Raw genomic sequence first — 23,141 nt, 5'->3', positions numbered from 1 at the left:
AAGTTTTTTTAATATGAAACTGTTTTTAAGGCGCAAGAAAATCATAAATTTTCAGCTATTTTTATGCCTCTGTCATTGCGAACCTTTAGGTGAAGCAATCTCAAATTATTTAACAATACCTTTTTTTGAGATTGCTTCGTCGCCCTGCTCCTCGCAATGACAGCGGTACTCAATTTTATCGGAGATAAAATCCTGGCGCCTTAAAACCTAATGCATTCAAATATCTTGCGCCTTTGCGTTTTTCCAACCAGAAAATATGGTTTTTAAACGGACTATGATTTAAAAATTAAAATTAAGTCGTGAGAATACATATCTTCCATTCTGGCCAAACTGAGACGTAGAACGTGAATAAACGAACTGGTCATTATTGGTAGAGGCCGGAAGGTTTTTATCAGGATAAATATCAAAGAGATTATTAACTCCGATGGTCAGTCCTACATTTTTTGTAAACTGGTAAGCTAATGAAAGATCGGTAATGATCTTGTCTCCAATCTGCTGATGCTCATTGAATCCGATGATTCCGTCACCGTTGGCATCAATCACATCTGCACCCGTTACTTTTCCGAAATAGGTATTTCTAAGATACACACTTGCATTTTTCCATGAAAGCGTGTGGGATAAACTGGCTTTTACCCTTGGAACCGCTTCTTCCAGATACACTCTTGACTTTTCAGAAAAATAAATTTTCTCAAGATTTGGAGACTGCAAAAGTCCTGAAGAGTGCGTATCCCCTACTTTTCTGGTCTCACTTACATTAATCGCAAAATTATTGTCAAGCTTTATCCCTGAAAATCTTGCATTATGGGAAATCACAACGTCTATACCTCTGGTTTCCGTATCAATGGCATTGGTGAAGAACTGAGCTCCATTAACTCCCTGTGCATCAAAGGCGGCCTGTGCTGCGACAGGTACATCAGCTCTTAAAAACTGGTCGGTAAGGATAATCCTATTGTTGATTCTGGTAAAATATCCATCTGCGGTAAAGGTCAGACTCGCTGAAGGAATTCTGTACGTAAATCCTACGCTGGCAGATTTAGACGTTTCCTGCTTCAGTTTTGGCATTTCCAACAGTCCTGCAATCTGTGAATCATTACTGAAGGTTCCCACTTCCAGAAGCTGGCTGTTGGTAAACAAAGTTGAGGTCACATTATAATAGATCTGGTGAATAGAAGGCGCTCTGAATCCGGTAGAACCCGCTAATCTCACATTAAAATTGGGAGCAACTTTGATTCTTGACGCTAATTTATAGTTAAAGGTAGATCCAAAATCTGAATAATTTTCATATCTCGCGGCGGCATCCACTAATAACCAGTTGGTGAAATTAAATTCAACATCTGCGTAAGCTGCTACTGCCTGTCTGTTTTTATCAATTGCATTCACCGGCTTAAATCCTCCGAAAACCTGTGAACCTCCCGGAAGTGCATTTCCAAAGAAATCCGTAGCTCTCGGGCTTGTATTATTCCAAACATTTCCTGCAGCATCATAGGTCGTGTAGGAAGCTTCGTCACCCTGTGTTATTTTAAAATTTTCGTAACGGTGTTCCGCTCCAAAAGCGACATTGATTCCACTCCAGACATCATATTTTTTAGAGAAATCTAAATTGATGGTATTCTGGGAAAATCTTAAACCTCCGGCATCAAATTCTTTCGGGGATGCAAAACGTAAAGATGTATTTCCTGTGTTCTGAATATTATAACTGAATGAATTCTGTCCGAATGTATTGCTTAAATCAATATTCCAGCCATCCCAGTTTCCTTTGATTCCTGCGGAAAGCGACAGGTCCTGAATATCAGTTCCGATCTGTGGTAAATAACCGTCTGAATACAGCCCTGTAAATGTTCTGCTCTGGTTCGGTTTTCTGTAAAATCCTCCTGAAGTTCCGTGTCTGAAACTGTAACCTCCGAAAGAATATACTTTCCAGTTATCATTAATAGGAACCTCGATATTAGCAAAAAGCTGATTGTTATTCAGTTTCGACTGTCCCACCTGCATATTGAAATCTTTTCTTTCCTGCCCTCTGTACGCCAGTTCCTGATCTGTAAAATCTCCCTTCAAAAGTCCCTGTAAAACTCCGATGCTGTTGGCTCCCTGAATCTGGTTCTGCAGATCCTGAGAAAAATAACTTACGCCCTGAGCATATTGATGGATGTAATTGATAAGCTGCTGGGAGTTCGGTACATTATTGATATTTGAAAAAAGGGAAGATAAATTCACGCCATCGTTCTGTGCACGTCTTTCAATCGCATTGTAGGCGTTGTAGATTGATCCGCTTTCAGCTCCCGCTCTTGAAGTCGGATTTCTGAACTGTGATGACCAGGTGATGTTATAGAAACCTCCTTTATTTCCGATTTTATTTCCGTAATTAAGGTCAACCTGAATATTCTGTCCGTCGAAATTTCCGGTATGATCATTGGCAGTCGGCGTTAAATTTCCTCCGTAGCTTACCTGTCCGGTTAGTTTTCCGATGTCTTTTTTCAGTTCAAGGTTGATCACTCCGGCAATCGCATCAGATCCGTATTGGGCTGAAGCACCGTCACGCAGGACTTCAATTCTATTTAAGGCAAAGGAAGGAATCGAATTTAAATCGGTTCCTACCGTTCCTCTTCCCGGAGTTCCGTTCACATTGACCAATGCTGAGGTATGTCTTCTTTTTCCGTTAACCAAAACCAATACCTGATCTGGTCCCAATCCTCTCAGCTGAGCAGGATCCAAATGGTCCGTTCCGTCTGAATTCGTCTGGATGGTAGAGGTGAAAGACGGCGCTACCGCATTCAAAATCTGTCCTATACTGGACTGCGGAAGAACTACTGAAGATTCTTTTATATTGAAGACATCCACAGGAACCGGGCTGTCTATTTTAGATCGGGCACCGGCTCTTGAGCCCAGTACCACTACTTCTTCTACATTATTGGTTTTCACACTGTCTTTTCCTTTTTCCTGCCCGAAAGCATACGTTCCGAGGAAAAAAAGTACAGAAGCTGATACGATAGTCGTTTTATTTTTCATACCCTTACATCAATTTATAGTTTATGTTTTTTTTGAGTGGCAAATGTAAAACTAATTCATTAGTCTACAAAATTAATAGACTTTAATTTTATGAAAATTTAAGATAGTTTCAGTCTATTATTTTAAACACTAATGATTAAGTCTCAAAATATATTGGTCTTTTGAGATTTTTTTAAACACGAAGGACACAAATACTTTCACAAATGCCACTAAGCTGCCGAAGCTATTTGTGTTATTACTGAAAAACATTCGTGCAATTTGTGTTTTGAGAGCGATATTTTTAACACGAAGGACACAAATACTTTCAAAAATGGCACTAACAGCGTCAAAGATATTCGTGTTATTCGTGAAAAACATTCGTGCAATTTGTGTTTGAATAAAAAAACGGACCCCAAAAATGGAATCCGTTTTAAAATATATCATCAGCTTTTCCGCTGAACAATTAACTATTATATTTTCGTAAGTTTCGCATACTTCAGGATAAGGTTTTTCTCTCCTTCATGAATGAAAACTACTTTGGCTTTGATGTTCTGAGGATCCGTACCATCCAGGAAAGAAACTTCCCCGATTCCGAAACGGTCGTGTCTCACCTTATCTCCCACCTCAATGTCCTGCGAGGAAGCTCCGCTTGGATTGATAATTTTCGCGGTACTGACCGGTTTTAGTTTTCTGACTTCCGGTGCAGGTTTTGAATTGTCACCTTTATCAATCGTTTTCTTTTCAACTCTTCTGAATGCTTTCTGTTCCGAAGGATGTTCATCAAAGATATTGGACTTGATGCCGGTATTATTGATGAATCTCTTTTCCAGAGCCGGGTTTAAGAACTCAATATACTGGTCATCAATTTCACTTAAGAATCTTGAAGGCTCCGCATCTGTAATTTTTCCCCATTGGAAACGGGAAACTGCATAAGAGAAAAAGACCTGCTTTTCGGCTCTCGTCAATGCTACATAAAACAGACGTCTTTCTTCCTCCAGATCTTCTCTGGTTGCGGAACTCATAAAGCTCGGGAAAAGGTTTTCTTCCAGACCTACAAGGTGTACCACAGGGAATTCCAGACCTTTTGACAGGTGAATTGTCATTAACGAAACCATATCTTCCTCTAAACTTTTATCCTGAGTATCTGCAGAAAGGGCAATATTCTCAAGGAAATTCGGAAGGCTCGGATCGCCGTCTTCAAGCTGGATCTGCTCTTCAATGAATCCCTGCATAGAGTTCATCAATTCCTGAACGTTTTCTACACGGGAAATCCCTTCCGGAGTCTGGTCGTCTTTTAAAAACTTGATCAGACCGCTTCGTTTGGCCACTTCCATTGCCACGCTATACGCCGTATCGGTTTTTAGCAATACCTGGAACGCTTTGATCATGGACCAGAAGTCATTCAGTTTGGTTAAAACACCATTGTTCAGCCCCAGTTGAGGCGCATACATTGGTAAATTACTCAATACCTGTGAAATGGTCACATTATGGGAATCTGCAAAAACGATCAGCTTATTCTGGGTTGTTTCCCCGATTCCTCTTGTAGGGTAATTGATGATTCTCATCAATGCCTCGGAGTCATTTTCATTGACCAGAAGACGCAGATAACCGATCAGGTCTTTTACTTCTTTTCTCTGGTAGAAAGAAAGTCCTCCGTAAACCTTGTATGGAATATTTTTACGTCTCAGCGCATCTTCAAATGCTCTGGTTTGTGAGTTCGTTCTGTATAAAATCGCAAAATCACTGTACTTTCTCTGGTCCGTATTTCTGAGCTCCCAGATATTTCCGGCCACGAAATTCGCTTCATCGGCATCGGAAAGAGAACGATATATTTTGATCTTATCCCCTTCTTCGTTATCACTGAAAACGTTCTTCTTGAACTGCTGAAGGTTTTTTGAAATGACAACGTTAGCTGCATTCACAATATTCTGAGTTGAACGATAGTTCTGTTCCAAAGAAACCGTGATTGCGTCAGGATAATCTTTCTTAAAGTTTAAGATGTTATAAATATTGGCCCCACGGAAAGAGTAAATAGATTGTGCATCATCTCCTACCACGCAGATATTTTCAAATTTTGAAGCCAGTGCTTTTACAATAAGATACTGGGAATGGTTGGTATCCTGGTACTCATCCACCATGATGTATCTGAATCTGTCCTGATATTTGGCCAACACTTCCGGAAAACGGGTGAGTAATTCGTTGGTTTTTAACAATAAATCATCAAAATCCATCGCTCCGTTTTTAAAACATGCATCCACATATCTCTGGTAGATCTGCCCGATGAATTTCATATTCGCTTTTTCATCAGCTTCCATCAGTTCAGGATTGTTGAAATATGCTTTTACGGTGATCAGGTTGTTTTTGTAGGTTGAAATTCTTGCCTGAACTTTTTTAGGTTTATAAAGATCGGCATCGATATTCATGTCTTTTAATACTTTTCTGATGACATTCAGGGCATCCTGCATATCATAGATCGTAAAATTGGATGGATAGCCCAGATAATGACCTTCAATTCTCAGGATTCTTGCAAACACCGAGTGAAAAGTTCCCATCCATAAACTTCTTGCATTGCTGTCTCCTACCACTTTGGCGATACGGTCTTTCATTTCGCGGGCGGCTTTATTGGTAAACGTCAGGGCCAGGATGTTGAAAGGGTCCACACCGTTGTGGATCAGGTGGGCAATACGCATGGTCAGCACACGCGTTTTTCCGGAACCGGCTCCTGCAAGTACCATCAAAGGTCCCTGTAGAGAGGTAACGGCTTCATATTGTGATTCATTGAGTCCTTTCAGATAATCCATACTGCAAAAAAATTTTGGGAACACAAAATTAATGTATTCAAAGGACAATTCAAACTTTAATAAAACAGCACTTACCTATTTTATTGTATTCCAAGTTTTTCCATTATACATATAAGTAGTGTCCGTATAAAAACGGTTACTGTCTGTCATTAAAACTCTGATTTGATGTGGATTTTCAAAATACATTGATATTATAACCAATTGATATTGATCTTTATCATTTTTCAATACGGAAATCGTCCTTTCTTTTTTGTAATGCTTCACCAAATAATTATATAAAGGAGGATCTACAAATTCTTTCAGTTCCGGAAATATTTCAGGCCAAAACTTTGTAGAGAAAAAGATCCCGTTGATATCTTTCCTGTTATACAATCTTTCCAGTGTAGTTTTATTCCAAAATTGAGTACTCAAGTAATTTGACTGAATATGTTTCCAATTCTGATCGCAACCATCTCCTGTAAGACAGGAAGGTCCCCAATCAATAAGTTTAATATACAGCCTTATATTTTTCAGATTATATTTGTTGATGGGCTCCAGAATTTTTTTGCTGAGCTGATTATAAATCTTATCAACATCTTTATAGCTAGCACGCAAATTCATCATATCCAGACTGTCTTTTTTAGCTATTGCTCTGCAATCCCTTCTAAATGGTTTAGGACAGCCTCCATATTCGGGAAGTCCCTCCACTGTGGGGCATTTATCATCTTTATCTAAAATTCCGTCGTTATCGGTATCCGGCCATGGACAACCATTATTCTCAACAGGACCGGATAGATCCGGACAGCTATCTTCCTTATCTATGCTCCCATCTTTATCTTTATCAGGCCAAGGGCAGCCGTTATTTTCAACGGGACCTTTCTCTTTAGGGCACTGATCCAGATAAAAAAGTATTCCATCCCCGTCTTCATCGGACAGGCAGGTCTTTTTATTGAATTCTTTTCTGCATTTTTTCAACGCATCTTTATCCATGATTTCCTGCGCGTGCATTAGAAAAAGGGAGAAAAGAAAAAGTAAAGTAAAATAAATTCTCATAGTGGAGTTAAAGAGTTTACAAATAAACAAAAAATTAAAAAAAAGTAGAGTAATTATGTAACAAATACTGTATTTGTCCTACTAATTGATACAAAACAATTTCTACTTTATGAAAAAGCGACTTCTTTCTGTGGCAGCAGCATCTTTCTTCGGAATGGTCCTGAATGCACAGCAAATTAAATTCGAAGAGTATGACCTGCCAAACGGCCTTCACGTAATTCTGCACCAGGATAATTCTGCGCCGGTAGTCACTACAGGGGTAATGTACCATGTAGGTGCGAAGGATGAAGTAAAGGGAAGAACAGGTTTTGCCCACTTCTTCGAACATCTTTTATTTGAAGGAACACCAAACATCAAAAGAGGTGAATGGTTCAAAATCGTTTCTTCAAACGGAGGACAAAATAACGCTAACACCACGAATGACAGAACGTATTATTTTGAAACGTTCCCTTCGAATAATGAGCAGCTTGGCCTTTGGATGGAATCTGAAAGAATGCGTCACGCCGAGATCAACCAGGTGGGAGTAGATACTCAGAGAGAAGTTGTAAAAGAAGAGAAAAGATTAAGAATGGACAACCAGCCTTATGGAAACCTTTTCCCTACGATTCAGAAAAACTTGTTTACGAATCACCCGTATAACTGGCCTACCATCGGTTCTATGGAAGATCTTAACTCTGCAAAGCTTGAAGAATTCCAGGCTTTCTATAAAAAATACTACGTTCCGAACAACGCTACATTGGTAGTTGCAGGAGATATCAAACCTGAGCAGACTAAGAAATGGATTCAGGAATATTACGGAGGCATTCAGAAAGGAACTCTTTATCCAAAAGACTTCCCGAAAGATGCTCCTATCACTCAGGAAAAAGAGGTAACGGCTACAGACCCAAACATTCAGCTTCCTGCGTATATTTTCGCGTACAGAACTCCGGCTAATAAAGAGAAAGACGCTTATGTTCTAGATATGCTTTCGTCTTATCTGAGCAACGGTAAATCTTCAGTTTTATATAAAAAATTAGTTGACCAGGACAAAAAGGCACTTGCTGTACAGGCTTTCAACCAGGGTCTTGAAGATTACAGTATTTTCGCATTCTTTGCAATCCCGATGGGACAGACTACAAAACAGACTTTACAGGCTGACATTGATGCTGAAATCAAAAAGCTGCAGACGGGTCTGATTTCTGAAGAAGATTATCAGAAACTTCAGAACCAGTATGAAAATCAGTTTGTGAACGCCAATTCAAGTATTCAGGGAATTGCTGCTTCATTGGCAACGAACCACGTATTGATGGGAAATACCAATCTGATCAATAAGGAAATCGACATCTACAGATCGATCACCAGACAGGATCTGCAGAACGCTGCTAAGAAGTATTTGAATTCCAATCAAAGAGTAATCATTAATTACGTTCCTGAAAAAAAGTAATCATTTAAAACTTTCAGGTTTAAAAAATGATTATTAAAAATTAAATTTTTACAAATGAAAAAGCAATTAACATATATAGCTGCAGCGTTTTTTTTCGCAGGAACGATTTCAGCACAAAAAATTGATCTTAACGCAATGCCGAAACCGGGACCTACTCCTGCGATCAACATTGCAAAACCAAAAACTTTCCAACTGAGCAACGGTCTTACGGTAATGGTTGTGGAAAACAACAAACTGCCAAGAGTAAACACGACGCTTTCTATGGACAGACCTCCGTTCAACGAAGGAAGCGTAACGGGAGTAAGCTCTATCATGGCTGAACAGTTCGAAAACGGAACAACTAATTTAAGCAAAGACGATTTCAACAAAAAAGTAGATTATCTGGGAGCTAACTTAAACTTCTCTTCCAATGGTGCCGCTTCAAATTCTCTTTCCAAATACTTCCCTGAGGTATTAAGTTTAATGGCAGATGCGATCATTAATCCTAAATTCTCAGCTGAAGAAATTCAAAATTCAAAAGAAAGAGCTTTAGAAGGTCTGAAATCCGGAGAAAAAAATGCTTCAGCGATCGCTTCAAAAGTTTCTAACGCTTTGATGTATGGTAAAAATACAGCAAGAGGTGAATTTGAAACTGAAGAATCTATCAACAAAATTCAGCTTGCTGACGTACAAAACGTTTATAAAAAATACTACGCTCCGGACAATGCTTATTTAGTGATTGTAGGAGATGTGAAATTTGACCAGATCAAACCTTTGGTGGAAAAAGCATTCAACGGATGGAAAAAGGCGAATACGCCTATCGTTCCTTTGGAGCCGACAGCCAATGTTGGTAAAACGGAAATTAATATTGTAGACGTCCCTTCAGCGGTACAGTCTGTAGTTTCTGTAAGCAACCTGAACAATCTTAAAATGAAGGATCCTAATTATTTCGCGGCTACTATGGCTAACTACATCTTAGGGGGTGGTGGTGAAGCGAGACTTTTCATGAACCTTCGTGAGAAAAACGGATTCACTTACGGAGCTTATTCCAGTATGAGTGCTGATAAGTATTCTTCTGAATTCTCAGCTGATGCCAGCGTAAGAAATGAAGTTACTGATAAAGCCGTTAAGGAATTCATGAATGAACTTAATGCGATTTCTACCGTAAAGCCTGAAGAACTGGCAAATGCTAAGGCTAAACTGAAAGGCTCGTTCATCATGTCATTAGAGAAGCCTGAAACGATTGCAAAATTTGCTTTAAACCAAAAGGTTCAGGACCTTCCTTCTGATTTCTATACGAACTATTTAAAGTCAATAGATAAAGTAACTGCTGCAGATATTTCCAATGCAGTAAAAGCTAATATTCTTCCAAACCAGAGCAGAATTTTCATCGCCGGTAAAGCATCTGATATTTCTGAAGGACTTGAGAAATTAGGATATCCTGTAAAATATTTCGACAAGCAGGCTAATCCGGTAGCTAAAGCTGCTGCACAGAAAGTAGATGCAGCTGTAACTACGGCATCTGTTGCTGATAAATACATCAATGCCATCGGAGGTTTGGCAGCGGTTCAGAAAATCACTTCTATTACGACTGATGCTTCTACAAAGGTTCAGGGAATGGAAATGAATATGAAACTGGTTCAGGCCAAAGGCGGAAAAATGCTGATGGATATGAAAATGATGGGCAACACGGTACAAAAAATCGTGTTTGACGGTAAAGAGGGTTATATTGAAGGTCAAGGCAAAAAAATGCCTTTAACTGATAAGCAGAAGGCTGATATGGCTGATCCGGAATTGTTCCCGGAACTTGCTTTCGCTAAATCTGCAGATTACAAGGTAACAGGAATCGAAAAGTATAACAATGAAGATTCTTACGTAGTGAAAGGACCAAAAGACACCTATTATTACAGTGTAAAAACAGGACTTAAAACGGGGGAAACAAAATCCAGCGATGGAGGTTCTATCCCTACAAGCTTTGCAGATTACAAAGAGGTTTCAGGAGTTAAGTTCCCATTCACGATCATCCAGAATATGGGTGGAATGGATATCAATCTGGCGGTAAAATCCCGCGAGGTGAATCAGGCTAAAGATTCCGATTTTAAATAAGAATAGCCTTTTTATTATAGAAAAAACGGCAGCTGACGCTGCCGTTTTTATTTTTACCAACATTTACCACGATCTTCTTTGTCATTCGGTAAAAAAAGATTAAATTTGCCCATTCAAAAAGATATCAAAATTAATGGATACTATATTTATACTATTGATGGTTCTTGTTATGATCGCCAGCATCTTATTGGTAATCATCGTTATGGCTCAAAATCCTAAAGGAGGAGGTCTTTCCAGTACTTTCGGAGGTGCATCACCTGCACAGTTTGGAGTACAGAGAACCAACGATTTCATGGAAAAAGCAACATGGACTCTGGGCGCAGTAATCATCGTTCTTATTCTTATAAGCGTTGTAATCACAGGGAAGCCTACAACAGCAGCTCCTGCACAGCAGCAGCCATTGAAAAAGGAAACTACAGCTCCGGCTAAGCAAACTGCTCCGGCGGCTACAACTACTGCTCCGGCTCAGACAACACCTGTAGCTCCAGCTAAATAATAACAGACCTATCTTATATACAACAAAAGCAGTTCAAATTGAACTGCTTTTTTATTTTAGCTTGATTTTCTCAATCTTGTGCCGAAGCTTCAGCCCCGCTTTTAAAAACGAATACTGCATCGGTTTAGATTCTCTGTAGTATTTATCAATAAAGATCTGCATCGCTCCGTAAAAACGGTTAAGATACACTTCATCTTTAATCGTGCTTTCTCCTTTATGGTGAAGAAGAGAAGCTTTTCCGTAATAATAATTTTTGTAGCCGTTTCTCAATAGTGTATAACAGAGGTCGATATCTTCCCCGTACATAAAATACGTTTCATCCAGCCCTCCGATCTTTTCGTAAATGTCTTTTTTGACCAATAAAAACGCTCCGGTCACAACATCTACTTCTGCAACGTCATCTTCCTCAATATCACTTCTGTAATAAGATTTTGAATTGCTTCTTTTAAAACTCGTAAACAGTTTCTCAAAGGAATTGAACATATCCGGTACAGAACGCTTGCTTTCAGGGAGAAAAACACCTTCCGCGTCATGCATTCTTACACCAAGACATCCGAAATCTGCTTTAGAATCAGCAAAATCCAGAAGATCTTTCATATAATAACCTTCCAGTTCGGTATCCGGATTCAGGAGCAGAACATATTCTCCCGCTGCGGTATTGATTGCCTTATTGTTGGCTATTGCGAAACCGTCATTATGTTCTGAAGATATAAAACGTACTTTAGGGAATTCCGGGATAAGATCACCCCAGGAAGCATCGGTAGACGCATTATCTATAACGATCACTTCATAGTCCTCTCCTTCCGTATATTTCTGAATAGACAAAAGGCAGTTCCTCAACAGCCTGGTGACATTATAATTGACAATAATTATCGACAGCTTCATATTTAATCCTTTTCGTTGTAGGGTAATCTGTTCATAATAGATCTTCCCAAAGATACTTCATCTGCATATTCCAATTCATCTCCTACTGAAATTCCTCTCGCAATACTTGAAAAATTAACATTGGAGTTCTTAAATTTCTTGTAAATATAATACGCTGTGGTATCTCCTTCCATTGTAGCACTTAATGCGAAAATAAATTCCCTCACTCCGCCTTCGCTCACTTTTCTTTCAATGCTTGGAATATTCAGCTGATTCGGTCCTACTCCTTCCATCGGTGATATTTTCCCACCTAAGATCAGGTATTTTCCTGTAAATTTTCCTGTATTTTCAATGGCAATCACATCACGTACGTCTTCAACGATGCAGATCACTTCGCTGTTTCTTTTTTCATTACTGCAGATTTCACACACTTCAAAATCTGAAAAATTGTGACATTCTTTGCAGTATTTTATTTCGTTGACAAGGTTGATTAATGAGTTTCCAAGACTTACCGCTCTGGAACTGGGCTGTTTTAACAGATGTAACGCTAATCTCAAAGCTGTTTTTCTCCCGATCCCGGGCAGCCCCGAAATTTCGTCTACGGCTTTTGCTAAAACTTTACTAGGGTAATCCATAGTACAAAAATAAGGAATATTGTTGAGAGTTGGTAGGTGTTTGAGAGTCGGAGAGTTTGAGGGTTGGAGAGTCAGAGGGTTTGGGTGTTTGAGGTTTTTAGAGTTTGTGGGTGAAAAAAAGCTGATGATTGATGGATGCCGTTTCGAATCCCGGAACTCGTATCCCGAAACATATCTGAAATCTTGATTGCCTTCGTCGAACTTACATTTCTTGGTTCCTGAATCCAGCATTCACCATTCACTTGCGAAGCAAAATTCACCATTGACCTCTTGCCCCGCCAACATTCTAAAAAAACCTCTATCTTTGGGATCTAATATGAAAAAAATAAACTAAATGGTACTTAAGAATCTAAATTATCCTCTGGATTTCAAATTTAAGATCTCCACTCTATCGAGTGACTTCAATATTACTGACAAAAACGGGAGCTATGTTGCTTATGTACGTCAGAAAATGTTCAAACTGAAAGAAGACGTAATTGTTTTCAATGACGAAAGCAAAACTAAGGAGCTTTTCAGAATCAAAGCCAACCAATGGATCGATTTCAATGCTTCTTACTCTTTAAATGATCTTATCGACAACAAAAACTACGGAAGACTGGCCAGAAAAGGAATGCGTTCTCTCTGGAAATCTACCTATGACATTCTGGATTCAAATGACCAACCTAAATTCATCGTTACAGAGGATAATGGATGGACAAAATTCTTTGACGGAATGGTAAGCGAGATTCCAATTATAGGAATGTTTACAGGGTATTTTCTTAACCCGGCTTACACGGTAAGAGGCATAGACGGAAAGGAATATTTTAAACTAAAAAAAATGCCTTCATTCTTTGGAAGAAGATTCCAGCTTGACAGAGTAATTGATATTGATGACGAAGACGAAAGTTTAGTGATCCTGTCATTACTGATGATGGTTCTTCTGGAAAGAGCAAGAGGCTAAAACAATAAAAACCGCAGACAATGAAATATCTAATCATTTTCTTTTCAGCGCTCCTTTTGACCGCGTGTAAAAAAGATAAAGAAACCGTAAAGGATAATGCTTCAACAGATTCTTTGAACATTGTTAAGGATTCTGCTAAAACAAATACTGCATCAGGAAAGGTGCAGGTAGACATTATTCCTTTTCCGAAAGAGATCAAAGAATGTTCATGCTATTTTGCAAGAAATAAAGCTGAGTTTGAAGCAGAAAAATACATCTATGCTGACGATGCCGGAAAAACCGCTTATATGAAACTGGATGGCCAAAGACTGGCAATGAATCTTATTTCGTCCAGCGACATGGAAGTAGATGAAGAACTGACCAAAGAGATTGAAAGCGACAACTACAAGATCTCTGTAAAAGGTAAAAAAATAAAGCATGAAGAAGCTTTACTGTTCGAAGGTACACTGACGATTGAAAAACCGGACGGTACCGTAGAAACCATGCCTATTTATGGTGAATGCGGATGCTAGAAAAACGAAAGGGTTAAAAAATAAATTTACCCCAGTACTCCTTATAAAAAATGCTTTCGGATTCACGGAAGCATTTTTTATTTTGTAATTTTGATAAAAATAAAATTTCATGGAATTATCTAATATAGAACCGCAGATTATCTGGAAAAATTTCTCCAAACTAAATGCAGTTCCAAGACCGTCTAAAAAAGAAGAAAGAGTGATTGCCTTCATCAAAGGATTTGGTGAAGATTTAGGGTTGGAAACTACCGTAGATGAAGTAGGAAATGTGATCATCAGAAAGCCGGCTACAGCAGGAATGGAAAACCGCAAGTCTATCGTGCTTCAGTCCCACCTGGATATGGTATGCCAGAAGAACAGCGATACCAATTTTGATTTCGATACAGAAGGTATTAAAATGGAAGTTGACGGTGACTGGGTAAAAGCAAAAGGAACGACTTTAGGTGCTGATAACGGTTTAGGAGTAGCGACGATCATGTCTATCCTGGAAAGTTCAGATATTCCTCACCCAGCTTTGGAAGCTCTTTTTACCATTGATGAAGAAACGGGAATGACGGGTGCTTTAGGTTTGAAGCCGGGACAATTAACTGGAGAAATCCTATTAAACCTTGATACGGAAGAAGACGATGAGATCGATATCGGTTGTGCAGGTGGTGTAGATGTAACGATTACTCAAAACTACGGAACAGAAGGTGCAAAAGGACAGATTGTAAGAATTGAAGTAAAAGGCCTTCAGGGAGGACATTCAGGAATGGATATTCACAAAGGTTTCGGAAACTCCAATATTATTTTAGGACGACTTCTTTACACCGGTTTAGCTAATCAGAATATCCAGCTGATCTCTGTAGACGGAGGTGGATTGAGAAATGCAATTCCAAGAGAAGGAGCAGCGCTTATTTCCGTGAGAAATGCCCACGAATTCATTGAAGCGGCAACCGCTCTTAAAAAAGATATTTTAGAAGAATTTGCTACCGTAGAACCTGGTCTTCATATCAATATTGAAAACTCTACAACATCTGACTTAGCTATTTCTGAGGAAGATTCAAAAAAGATCATTCTTACTTTAAAATCTCTTCATAATGGCGTTTACAGAATGAGTCCGGACGTAAAAGATCTTGTAGAAGCCTCCAACAATGTTGCGAGAGTGGAATTAAAAGGCGGAGAGCTTAAAATTTTAAACCTTACCAGATCATCGGTAGATTCATCTAAATATTCTGTGGCAGAACAATTAAAATCTGTGGCGGAATTAGCAGGAATGAACGTTGAATTCAGTGGTTCTTATCCTGGATGGAAACCAAAACCGGGTTCTGAGATCGTACAGCTGATGGAGAAAATCTACACCGAAAAATTTGGCGAAAAACCTCACGTAGTTGCCTGTCACGCAGGACTTGAATGTGGGATCATCGGAGCCAATTATCCTGAAATGGAAATGGTAAGCTTTGGACCTACGATCAGAGGAGCACACTCTCCGGATGAAAAAGCGAATATTCCTTCTGCTCAGAAATTCTGGAGTTTCACTAAAGATATTTTAGCGAATATTCCTTTAAAATAAAAAGATAAAATTACTATATTGAATATCCAAAGTCGTATGATTTTGGATATTTTTAATTTAAACCATTAAGATTTATTAAGCTTATAAGAATATTAAGATTTAGCTTCGCTTTAGAATGTACAACTTAAAAATATCTTTGATATTTTACTTAACTTTCCTTAATAACTTAATTGATCTTAATGGTTCAAAAATTATATAACAAGATTTACAACAATGAAAAGTATAACAGTATTCTGCGGCTCAAGTTTCGGCACAGATGACATTTTTAGAGAACAGGCTTTCCTGCTTGGTGAAACACTTGCTAAACAACACATACAATTGATCTACGGCGGTGCAGACACAGGTCTGATGGGAGCTGTTGCAGACGGAACCTTAAACGCAGGAGGAAAAGTGACAGGAATTCTCCCCCACTTCCTGCAATCCAAAGAAATCGCCCATAAAAACCTCACCGAGCTGATCATCGTAGAAACCATGCACGAACGAAAAACGAAGATGAATGACCTCTGCGAGGGCGTGATCGTTCTTCCCGGCGGCTATGGAACGCTGGAAGAGTTTTTTGAAATGATCACCTGGGCACAGCTTGGACTTCATAAAAAACCGATCGGGATTTTGAATATTGACGGGTTTTATGATGATCTGATAAAACTGGTTCAGACCATGGTAGATAAAGGATTTTTAAAGCTGGTGAATCGTGATATGCTTTTGATAAGCGGTAGCATTGATGAGCTTTTGGAGAAAATGAGGAATTATGAGGCGCCAACAGTTGGGAAATGGATTTCGAAGGATGAAATATAAGTTATGAAACAACTTCTTTCACTTTTAGTATTGATATTTGGAGTTTCCAATCTATATTCTCAGAATACGGACGAAGCTATCTGCCAATATTTCTCAAACGATCTAAAAGAAAAACCATTAAAGTGCATGAATAGCTCGAAACTTAAAAATGATGAAGAAATTTATCAGTTTTTTAAGTGGTCTGCATTCAAGGAAGATTATCTCATCCGGATTGAAAAAAAAGGAAAGATCAAAACGATCGTAAAGAAAAAAATCTACAAAAGTGGGTATAACCAAAAAACTGGAGAATATCAGGAACCAAGAGTTGAAATTTTAAAAGAAGAAAGGTTAACCAATGACCAATTTCACAAATTTTCAACATTAATAACGAAAAATAATTTATGGCAAAAAACTGATTACAAAGTCGAATCAATCTGTATGGACGGAGGTGGAATATTAGTATACGCCTTACGAAAAGATCAGTATCTGGAAATGGATAATGGTAACTGCTCACCAGATACAGAATATTTAAATCAACTATATCCTGAGCTTATTACCCTATTCAATCTATAGCAAAACCGCCCGGAAATTTCCAGGCGGTTTTTATATTAACTTAAATTAAATATATTCTAAGGATAAGGAGCAATCGCCACTTCAAGACCCTCCATCGAGTCCATCATATGCAGCTGGCATCCCAGTCTGCTGTTGTCTTTTACGTGGTAAGCTTCCGCCAGCATGGCATCTTCTTCATCGCCCATAGGCTCAAGGCCCGGATCAGTGATCACATATACCTGACAAGAGGCGCACATAGCCATTCCGCCACAAACTCCGATAGTTCCTTCTTCCGCCAATTCATAAGAACGGATGATCTCCATCAGGTTCATAGACATATCTGTAGGTGCTACAACATCATGGGTGATCCCCTCCCGATCGGTGATCTTTATATTAATATCTGACATAATAATGCAAAATTAGTCAATTTTTTTCACAACTGCCTTTTCTGCTTCTTTACGGCTACCGTCAAATCCGTCTACACCGCTTACTGTCGTATATTTTAGTACAAATTTTTTCCCTGGATTCAGTCTGTTGTAAACACTCTGACACATCAAAGTCGCTTCGTGGAAACCGCAAAGAATCAGCTTCAGTTTACCCGGATAGGTATTGATATCTCCGATTGCGTAGATTCCATCGATGTTCGTTTGATAATCAAGTGCATTGTTCACAACGATTGCATTTTTCTCGATATTCAGTCCCCAGTTTCCGATCTCACCCAATTTTGGAGTCAGTCCGAATAAAGGAATGAAATAATCTGTTTCAATATCAAAAGCTTCCTGCCCTTCAATCTCTACCGTAATCGCTTCTACTTTTCCGTCACCTTTGATACCAGTCACTTCTGCAGGCGTAATTAACTTAATTTTTCCCTGGTTTTTAAGATCCTGTACTTTTTCTACAGAATCCAAAGCTCCTCTGAACTCATTTCTTCTGTGGATCAAAGTCACTTCACTTGCTACATTCGAAAGGAAAACACTCCAGTCCAAAGCAGAATCTCCACCTCCGGCGATCACTACTTTTTTGTTTCTGAAATGTTCAGGTTCTTTCACGAAATATTCAAGACCTTTCTCTTCATAGTCAGCTACATTCTCGAAAGTAGGTTTTCTTGGCTCAAAAGTTCCCAATCCACCGGCAATAGCAATCGCTTTACATCTGTGAACCGTTCCTTTGTTGGTGATCACTTCAAACCATTCATCATCTACCTTGGTATAAGAAACTGCAGTTTCTCCCAAAGTGAATCCTGGCTGGAACTGCTTGATCTGCTCCATCAAATTATCTACTAATTCTCCTGCATTCACAGAAGGATATCCCGGAATATCGAAAATAGGTTTTTTAGGATAAAGCTCAGCTAGCTGTCCTCCCGGCTGTGGAAGCGCATCAATAATATGGCACTTCATTTTTAATAAACCTGCTTCAAAAACAGCGAAAAGCCCGGTAGGTCCGGCACCTATGATCAATATATCAGTGGTTATCATAATAATAAGATAATTTAATTATACATGTAACTGCAAATTTACTAATTTTAATGCGAAGCATATTTAATTGATTCTAAATAAAAACCTGAGATTTATCAAATCTATGTAAATCATTAAGAATCTTAAATTTGGCAGTGTTTTTGTTAAATGTCATATCATGAAGAAAATTTTAAGTTTTTTTGCAGTATTTACGTTCCTGCTGAGTTACGCTCAGATCGATAATATTGCTGACGGTGAGTCTATTACCTTTAGAATCCACTACGGAATCCTGAATGCAGGAACCGCTAATCTAACCGCCAAAAAAACAACTTATATGGGCGCTCCCCATCTCTACGTTAAAGGTACTGGACAGACTACGGGAGCTGTAAAAGCCTTCTTTAAAGTAGAAGATCTCTATGAAAGTTTCATCAATACAGATACCGGGCTTCCCAGCTTTTATGTGAGAAATGTGCGTGAAGGCAACTATCGCCAGCATTTTGAGACTGTTTTCAACCACGATAACCACACCCTGATACTAACGGATAAAAAAACTCCGGCTAATGGCTCAAAGGTCTTGAAATCCATCAAAGGGGTTCAGGATATGCTTTCCTGCTTTTATTATCTGAGAAGCAAAAGCACCAGCGAACTGAAAGTAGGAACCGTAATCAATATGAATGTCTGGATTGACGATGAAATGTTTCCGTTTCAGCTGAAAGTAACGGGCAATGAAGATCTGAAAACAAAATTCGGGACGATCAACTGTCTTAAAATTATTCCGTCTGTAAAAAGCGGAAGGGTTTTCAAGGAAAAAGAAGGTGTTACGATGTGGGTGACCAATGATGCAAACCATATCCCGATGCTTCTGAAAGCCGAACTGGCTGTAGGATCCCTGAAAGCAAGTATTGATGACCTTAAAAATGTGAAATACCCTTTGAAGTATCTTAAATAAAAGATAAAATCATCTATCATATAAAAAGGAACCGTTTTAAACTGTTCCTTTTTTATTTTCAGTCATTAAAATCGATAGGATACGCCTCCCTGGACAATTCCCTTTATCCCGACGTTGGTTTCAAGGAAAACACTCAGATCTCCGCCATACTTAACGCCAATAGGAGTAACGTTGAATGCAAACATCCCATAGTTATCCTCTATTTGATTATTGTTTTGATTAATGTAGGTATTGCTTACAAAATTGACTCCGGCACCTGCACCTGAATACAAGCCTAATTTTTCTTTTTTAAGCCAGAAATAATCTACTTTCGGTAATACCGAGAACATGTTTTCTTTGGCAGTAGATGTGTTATTAAAAAACTCATTCGCAATATCTACCCCAAAACGCCATTTCGTATTTTCACTGTACATCGCTACTCCTATGATAGCAACTCCCATACTTGAAGGGCTACGGCCATCTCCATTGCTAACACTGGATGGAATAATACCGTTTGCAATATCATACGACAGTCCATAAGATCCGCCGTACATAGAAGATATTCCATAACTCGCAGAAACCTCTATTTTTTGGGCACTAAAGAGCCCGCTCGCTAATAATAGCGATAATAATACTTTTTTCATTTTTAGGTTGTTTAAGAAATTAAAAGTAAATAAAAAAGCATCCGGCGCTGGAGTTAGGCTCCTGTTTAACATTTAATCGTTATAGGGTGTAAGCAATACCTCTGACTAAGAAAATTATTTTCTTTTTTTTCAAAAGTCTGTAATAGATTTTTAATGTGGGTTGTCTTACTAATAGAAGCAGATATGGAGGATACTTTAAAATACCACACCATGAATATGATTTGGAGATAAGAAAAGTGTTTTTTATGTCAGTTGATAAAAAAGACAATACACGTTGTACATTTTCAATAAAATCGTTTTTAATTACGTTTTGTTTCTTAGGTCAGTAATTAAAAACAAAAACCTCCGGAATTTCCGGAGGTTTATTTTTTATAGTGATTTAAACTGTTCTAAAGTTCTGATATCATTTTCGAAGAACATTCTGATATCGCTCATCTGGTAAAGAAGCATTGTGATTCTTTCAATACCCATTCCGAAAGCGTATCCTGAATATTTCTCTGCATCGATATTCACGTTTTTCAGAACGGCAGGATCTACCATTCCGCAACCCATGATTTCCAGCCAGCCTGTTCCCTTTGTAATTCTGTAATCGGTTTCAGAGTTTAATCCCCAATATACATCGATCTCAGCACTGGGTTCCGTGAACGGGAAATAAGAAGGTCTCATTCTGATCTTGGATTTTCCAAAAAGCTCCGTCGTAAAGAACTGGATGGTCTGTTTAAGATCTGCAAAACTTACATTCTCGTCAATATACAAACCTTCGATCTGATGGAATATACAGTGTGAACGTGAAGAAATAGCCTCATTTCTGAATACTCTTCCCGGAGAAAGAATTCTGATCGGCGGCTGATTTTCTTCCATATAACGGATCTGCACGGAAGAAGTATGCGTTCTTAAAAGGACGTCAGGATTCTGCTCAATGAAGAAAGTATCCTGCATATCTCTTGCCGGATGGTACTCAGGAAGGTTAAGCGCGGTAAAGTTATGCCAGTCATCCTCTATTTCCGGACCATCGGCTACTGCGAAACCTATTGATTTGAAAATCTCAATAATTCTGTTTTTCACCAGATTGATCGGATGTCTGGACCCAAGATCCAATGGAAAAGCAGGTCTTGTAAGATCTTCTTTTTCTGTGACAATAGCAGACTGGGAAGAGTCTTTAAGATCTTCCAGTTTTCCTGCAACAGCCTGTTTCAAAGAATTGATCTTCTGTCCGAATTCTTTTTTCTGGTCGTTTGGAACTTCTTTAAATTTTTCAAAAAAATCATTCAGAACACCTTTTTTACCATTATACTTAATCCGGAAGTTTTCAATTTCCTCTTTAGACGTAGCATTGAAGCTGTTTACTTCGGTAAGTAGTTCTTCTATCTTTTCTATCATTGTTTTACCCTTTCAAAATGTTTTGCAAAAATACGTTTTTTAAGTTTAATAATGAATCTGTGATAAAAAAATCTGCCCCTTTATGGGAGGCAGACTTCAATCACTTATTTCACTTAAATAAAAAAATTATTTCTTTTCTAAAGCTTTAACGCTGATCTGAAGAGTTACATCATCCTTGATCACGCCGTTTTCAGCAGGAGCCTGGAACTTTACGCCAAACTCTTCTCTTTTAATATCCTTAGGCTCGGTAGCTACACTTACTTCTCCGTCTTTCACAGAGACATTAGCCTTAAACTGAACCGGTTTTGAAATGCCTTTGATCGTTAAATTACCATCAAGAAGCGTATTGTAATCGCCTTCCGTAGAAGGGGTCACTTTCGTAATTTCAAATGAAGCCGTCGGGAATTTTTCCACTTCGAAGAAATCTCCGCTCTTCAGATGACCATTCAGTTTGCCTAACTGTTCAGCATCATCTTTCAGATCTACAGATGTCAGAGAAGCCATATCAGCAACAAATTTTCCGCTTTCAAGCTTTCCATCCTTTACCGTCACATCACCACTTTCAAATTTGATGGTTCCGAAATGGCTTGTGCTTTCAGACTTGAATACTTTATATCCTTTCCACTCCACTTTACTGTTTAATGTATCCAGTGTGTACTGGTTCCCGTCTTTTGTAGTTGCCACCTCATTGCTTTCGCTGGTAACCGGTTTGTCTTTTTTACAAGAAACCGCTACAGCTGCCACAAATAAAGCAGGAATAGCTAAAGAAAACAGTTTTTTTCTCATTTTTGATATATTTTTATTACTTCCGCTAATATAATAAAAAATTTTATTTTTTCATAAAAACCTTACATTTGTATTATGCTATTAGAAATAAACAATTTATATTTTTCCCACACCAAAGATAATCCCCTGTTTCAGAACCTTAATCTGGGTTTTGAGGAAGGCAGAATCATTGCTCTTGCAGGAGAAAGCGGATGTGGAAAGTCTACAATGCTCAATCTTATTTACGGACTTCTGGACTGGGAAAGCGGTGAAATTGTTTTTAACGGAAAGCGTCTTTTGGGACCGAAAGGAAACCTTGTTCCCGGAGAAGCGGAAATGAAACTGGTCGCTCAGAATTTTGATCTGATGCCTTACGCTACCGTTGCCGAAAATGTGGGTAAATTTATTTCCAATATTAATTTATCTCAGAAAAAAGAAACCGTCATGGAACTTCTTGAAGTGGTAGGTCTTCAGGAGTTCGCTCATATTCTTCCTAAATATTTAAGCGGTGGCCAGCAGCAGCGTGTTGCTATTGCCAGAGCGCTTTCTGTACTTCCAAAACTACTTATCTTAGACGAACCTTTCAGTAATCTGGATTTTTCAAGAAAAATAGAACTTCGCGAAAGACTTTTCAGATATGTGAAACAGCATCAGATTTCTCTGATTATTTCCACTCATGAACTTCAGGAAATCATGCCGTGGCTTGACCAGATCGTTATTCTAAAAGACGGAAGACTTATCCAGAACGACAGTCCGGAAGAAACCTATAAAAATCCCTACAATTCTTATGTAGCTAAACTTTTTGGTGAAGTCAATATTTTCAGCGAAGAAGAAAAAGCAGCATTTCAGATTTCTAAATTCTCATATTATCCTAAAGAAATAAAAATTTCAGAAGATGGAATGGAAGCAGATCTTGTAGAGAGCCGATTTGCAGGAAATCATTACTGGAATAAAGTGAAAGTTCACAGTAAAGAACTTGTCGTGTATACTGATGAAAAGCTAGCAGGAAATATTAAAATTTCATTTGTTTAAAGCAAAGAAAGAAGCCTGTTTTGTGATCCGTCTTTTCACCATTCTCAGGACTCAAAACCCATCATTCAAAAATCATAACTCCTACATTCCCTTACACTTATTGTTAATATGTGGATAAAAAAAATACAAATATAAGAAACCCGTTTAAAACTTTTTCTTACATTTGTATTTCCACAGCATAAGGAAATTTTTGGTTAATTCTCTTTCTGCCTTGAGACGGACATTAGCACCTCCCTGCAATCAAGTCTTTTTGAAAGATTACACTGTCCAATTTTTTCCTTTTTTTT

Annotated in this window: 19 protein-coding genes and 1 pseudogene; 10 read left to right on the top strand and 10 right to left on the bottom strand. The window is 38.4% G+C overall.

Annotation, left to right across the window (positions count from 1 at the left end):
* Positions 1–279: 279 nt before the first annotated feature.
* The 3 genes and pseudogenes from BUA72_RS08160 to BUA72_RS24410 all read right to left on the bottom strand — a co-directional run.
* Positions 280–3,006 (bottom strand): TonB-dependent receptor plug domain-containing protein, encoded by a 2,727-nt coding sequence (locus BUA72_RS08160; RefSeq protein WP_072922553.1) that lies wholly within the window; start codon positions 3,004–3,006, stop codon positions 280–282.
* Positions 3,007–3,455: 449 nt separating this feature from the next.
* Positions 3,456–5,786 (bottom strand): ATP-dependent helicase, encoded by a 2,331-nt coding sequence (locus BUA72_RS08150; RefSeq protein WP_047455091.1) that lies wholly within the window; start codon positions 5,784–5,786, stop codon positions 3,456–3,458.
* Positions 5,787–6,434: 648 nt separating this feature from the next.
* A pseudogene (locus BUA72_RS24410) lies at positions 6,435–6,758 on the bottom strand (thrombospondin type 3 repeat-containing protein); the annotation flags it as partial.
* A 169-nt stretch (positions 6,759–6,927) separates the two neighbouring features.
* On the opposite strand from BUA72_RS24410, the gene BUA72_RS08140 reads away from it, so the two are divergent.
* The 3 genes from BUA72_RS08140 to secG all read left to right on the top strand — a co-directional run bounded on the left by BUA72_RS08140 (position 6,928) and on the right by secG (position 10,822).
* Positions 6,928–8,241, top strand: coding sequence for a M16 family metallopeptidase (locus BUA72_RS08140; RefSeq protein ID WP_034728606.1), 1,314 nt, complete (start codon positions 6,928–6,930; stop codon positions 8,239–8,241).
* Positions 8,242–8,295: 54 nt separating this feature from the next.
* Entirely contained in the window at positions 8,296–10,326 is a 2,031-nt protein-coding gene (locus BUA72_RS08135; protein ID WP_072922551.1) for a M16 family metallopeptidase, read from the top strand.
* Between the two features lie 133 nt (positions 10,327–10,459).
* Entirely contained in the window at positions 10,460–10,822 is a 363-nt protein-coding gene (gene secG, locus BUA72_RS08130) for a preprotein translocase subunit SecG (RefSeq protein ID WP_047455085.1), read from the top strand.
* A 51-nt stretch (positions 10,823–10,873) separates the two neighbouring features.
* Here the strand turns inward: secG and BUA72_RS08125 are convergent, their stop codons facing one another.
* Together BUA72_RS08125 and recR are read right to left on the bottom strand one after the other, a co-directional pair.
* On the bottom strand, positions 10,874–11,707 hold the full coding sequence (locus tag BUA72_RS08125; RefSeq protein ID WP_072922550.1) for a glycosyltransferase family 2 protein: 834 nt from the start codon (positions 11,705–11,707) through the stop codon (positions 10,874–10,876).
* 2 nt (positions 11,708–11,709) lie between these two features.
* Positions 11,710–12,321, bottom strand: a complete 612-nt coding sequence (recR, locus tag BUA72_RS08120; RefSeq protein WP_072922549.1) for a recombination mediator RecR — start codon at positions 12,319–12,321, stop codon at positions 11,710–11,712.
* Positions 12,322–12,655: 334 nt separating this feature from the next.
* Here recR and BUA72_RS08115 point away from each other — a divergent pair, with 334 nt between their 5' ends.
* From BUA72_RS08115 to BUA72_RS08095, 5 genes are all read left to right on the top strand, one after another.
* Complete coding sequence (locus tag BUA72_RS08115) at positions 12,656–13,261, top strand: LURP-one-related family protein (RefSeq protein WP_072922548.1); 606 nt, start codon at positions 12,656–12,658, stop codon at positions 13,259–13,261.
* 20 nt (positions 13,262–13,281) lie between these two features.
* Positions 13,282–13,773, top strand: coding sequence for a hypothetical protein (locus BUA72_RS08110; protein WP_072922547.1), 492 nt, complete (start codon positions 13,282–13,284; stop codon positions 13,771–13,773).
* Positions 13,774–13,882: 109 nt separating this feature from the next.
* Positions 13,883–15,325 carry an aminoacyl-histidine dipeptidase gene (locus tag BUA72_RS08105; protein ID WP_072922546.1) on the top strand — a complete coding sequence of 481 codons (1,443 nt, stop codon included), beginning with the start codon at positions 13,883–13,885 and terminating at the stop codon, positions 15,323–15,325.
* Between the two features lie 213 nt (positions 15,326–15,538).
* Positions 15,539–16,120, top strand: a complete 582-nt coding sequence (locus BUA72_RS08100; RefSeq protein ID WP_072922545.1) for an LOG family protein — start codon at positions 15,539–15,541, stop codon at positions 16,118–16,120.
* A 3-nt stretch (positions 16,121–16,123) separates the two neighbouring features.
* Positions 16,124–16,672 carry a hypothetical protein gene (locus BUA72_RS08095; RefSeq protein WP_072922544.1) on the top strand — a complete coding sequence of 183 codons (549 nt, stop codon included), beginning with the start codon at positions 16,124–16,126 and terminating at the stop codon, positions 16,670–16,672.
* Positions 16,673–16,728: 56 nt separating this feature from the next.
* Here BUA72_RS08095 and BUA72_RS08090 read toward each other — a convergent pair whose 3' ends face one another.
* Both BUA72_RS08090 and BUA72_RS08085 read right to left on the bottom strand, forming a co-directional pair.
* Complete coding sequence (locus tag BUA72_RS08090) at positions 16,729–17,058, bottom strand: 2Fe-2S iron-sulfur cluster-binding family protein (protein WP_072922543.1); 330 nt, start codon at positions 17,056–17,058, stop codon at positions 16,729–16,731.
* 12 nt (positions 17,059–17,070) lie between these two features.
* Complete coding sequence (locus tag BUA72_RS08085; RefSeq protein ID WP_047455067.1) at positions 17,071–18,126, bottom strand: NAD(P)/FAD-dependent oxidoreductase; 1,056 nt, start codon at positions 18,124–18,126, stop codon at positions 17,071–17,073.
* Positions 18,127–18,283: 157 nt separating this feature from the next.
* On the opposite strand from BUA72_RS08085, the gene BUA72_RS08080 reads away from it, so the two are divergent.
* On the top strand, positions 18,284–19,054 hold the full coding sequence (locus BUA72_RS08080) for a DUF3108 domain-containing protein (RefSeq protein ID WP_072922542.1): 771 nt from the start codon (positions 18,284–18,286) through the stop codon (positions 19,052–19,054).
* Between the two features lie 65 nt (positions 19,055–19,119).
* Here the strand turns inward: BUA72_RS08080 and BUA72_RS08075 are convergent, their stop codons facing one another.
* The 3 genes from BUA72_RS08075 to BUA72_RS08065 all read right to left on the bottom strand — a co-directional run bounded on the left by BUA72_RS08075 (position 19,120) and on the right by BUA72_RS08065 (position 21,843).
* Entirely contained in the window at positions 19,120–19,677 is a 558-nt protein-coding gene (locus BUA72_RS08075; RefSeq protein ID WP_072923133.1) for a hypothetical protein, read from the bottom strand.
* A 369-nt stretch (positions 19,678–20,046) separates the two neighbouring features.
* On the bottom strand, positions 20,047–21,057 hold the full coding sequence (gene pheS, locus BUA72_RS08070; protein WP_034728634.1) for a phenylalanine--tRNA ligase subunit alpha: 1,011 nt from the start codon (positions 21,055–21,057) through the stop codon (positions 20,047–20,049).
* 126 nt (positions 21,058–21,183) lie between these two features.
* Positions 21,184–21,843, bottom strand: a complete 660-nt coding sequence (locus BUA72_RS08065; protein ID WP_034728637.1) for a YceI family protein — start codon at positions 21,841–21,843, stop codon at positions 21,184–21,186.
* A gap of 75 nt (positions 21,844–21,918) precedes the next feature.
* Here BUA72_RS08065 and BUA72_RS08060 point away from each other — a divergent pair, with 75 nt between their 5' ends.
* Positions 21,919–22,854, top strand: coding sequence for a sulfate/molybdate ABC transporter ATP-binding protein (locus tag BUA72_RS08060; protein WP_072922541.1), 936 nt, complete (start codon positions 21,919–21,921; stop codon positions 22,852–22,854).
* The last annotated feature ends 287 nt before the right edge of the window (positions 22,855–23,141 follow it).

This window comes from Chryseobacterium sp. OV279 (genome assembly GCF_900128945.1).
Taxonomy (GTDB): domain Bacteria; phylum Bacteroidota; class Bacteroidia; order Flavobacteriales; family Weeksellaceae; genus Chryseobacterium.
The sequence above is the reverse complement of the archived record's forward strand: the minus strand, read 5'-3'. Positions and strand labels throughout refer to the sequence as shown.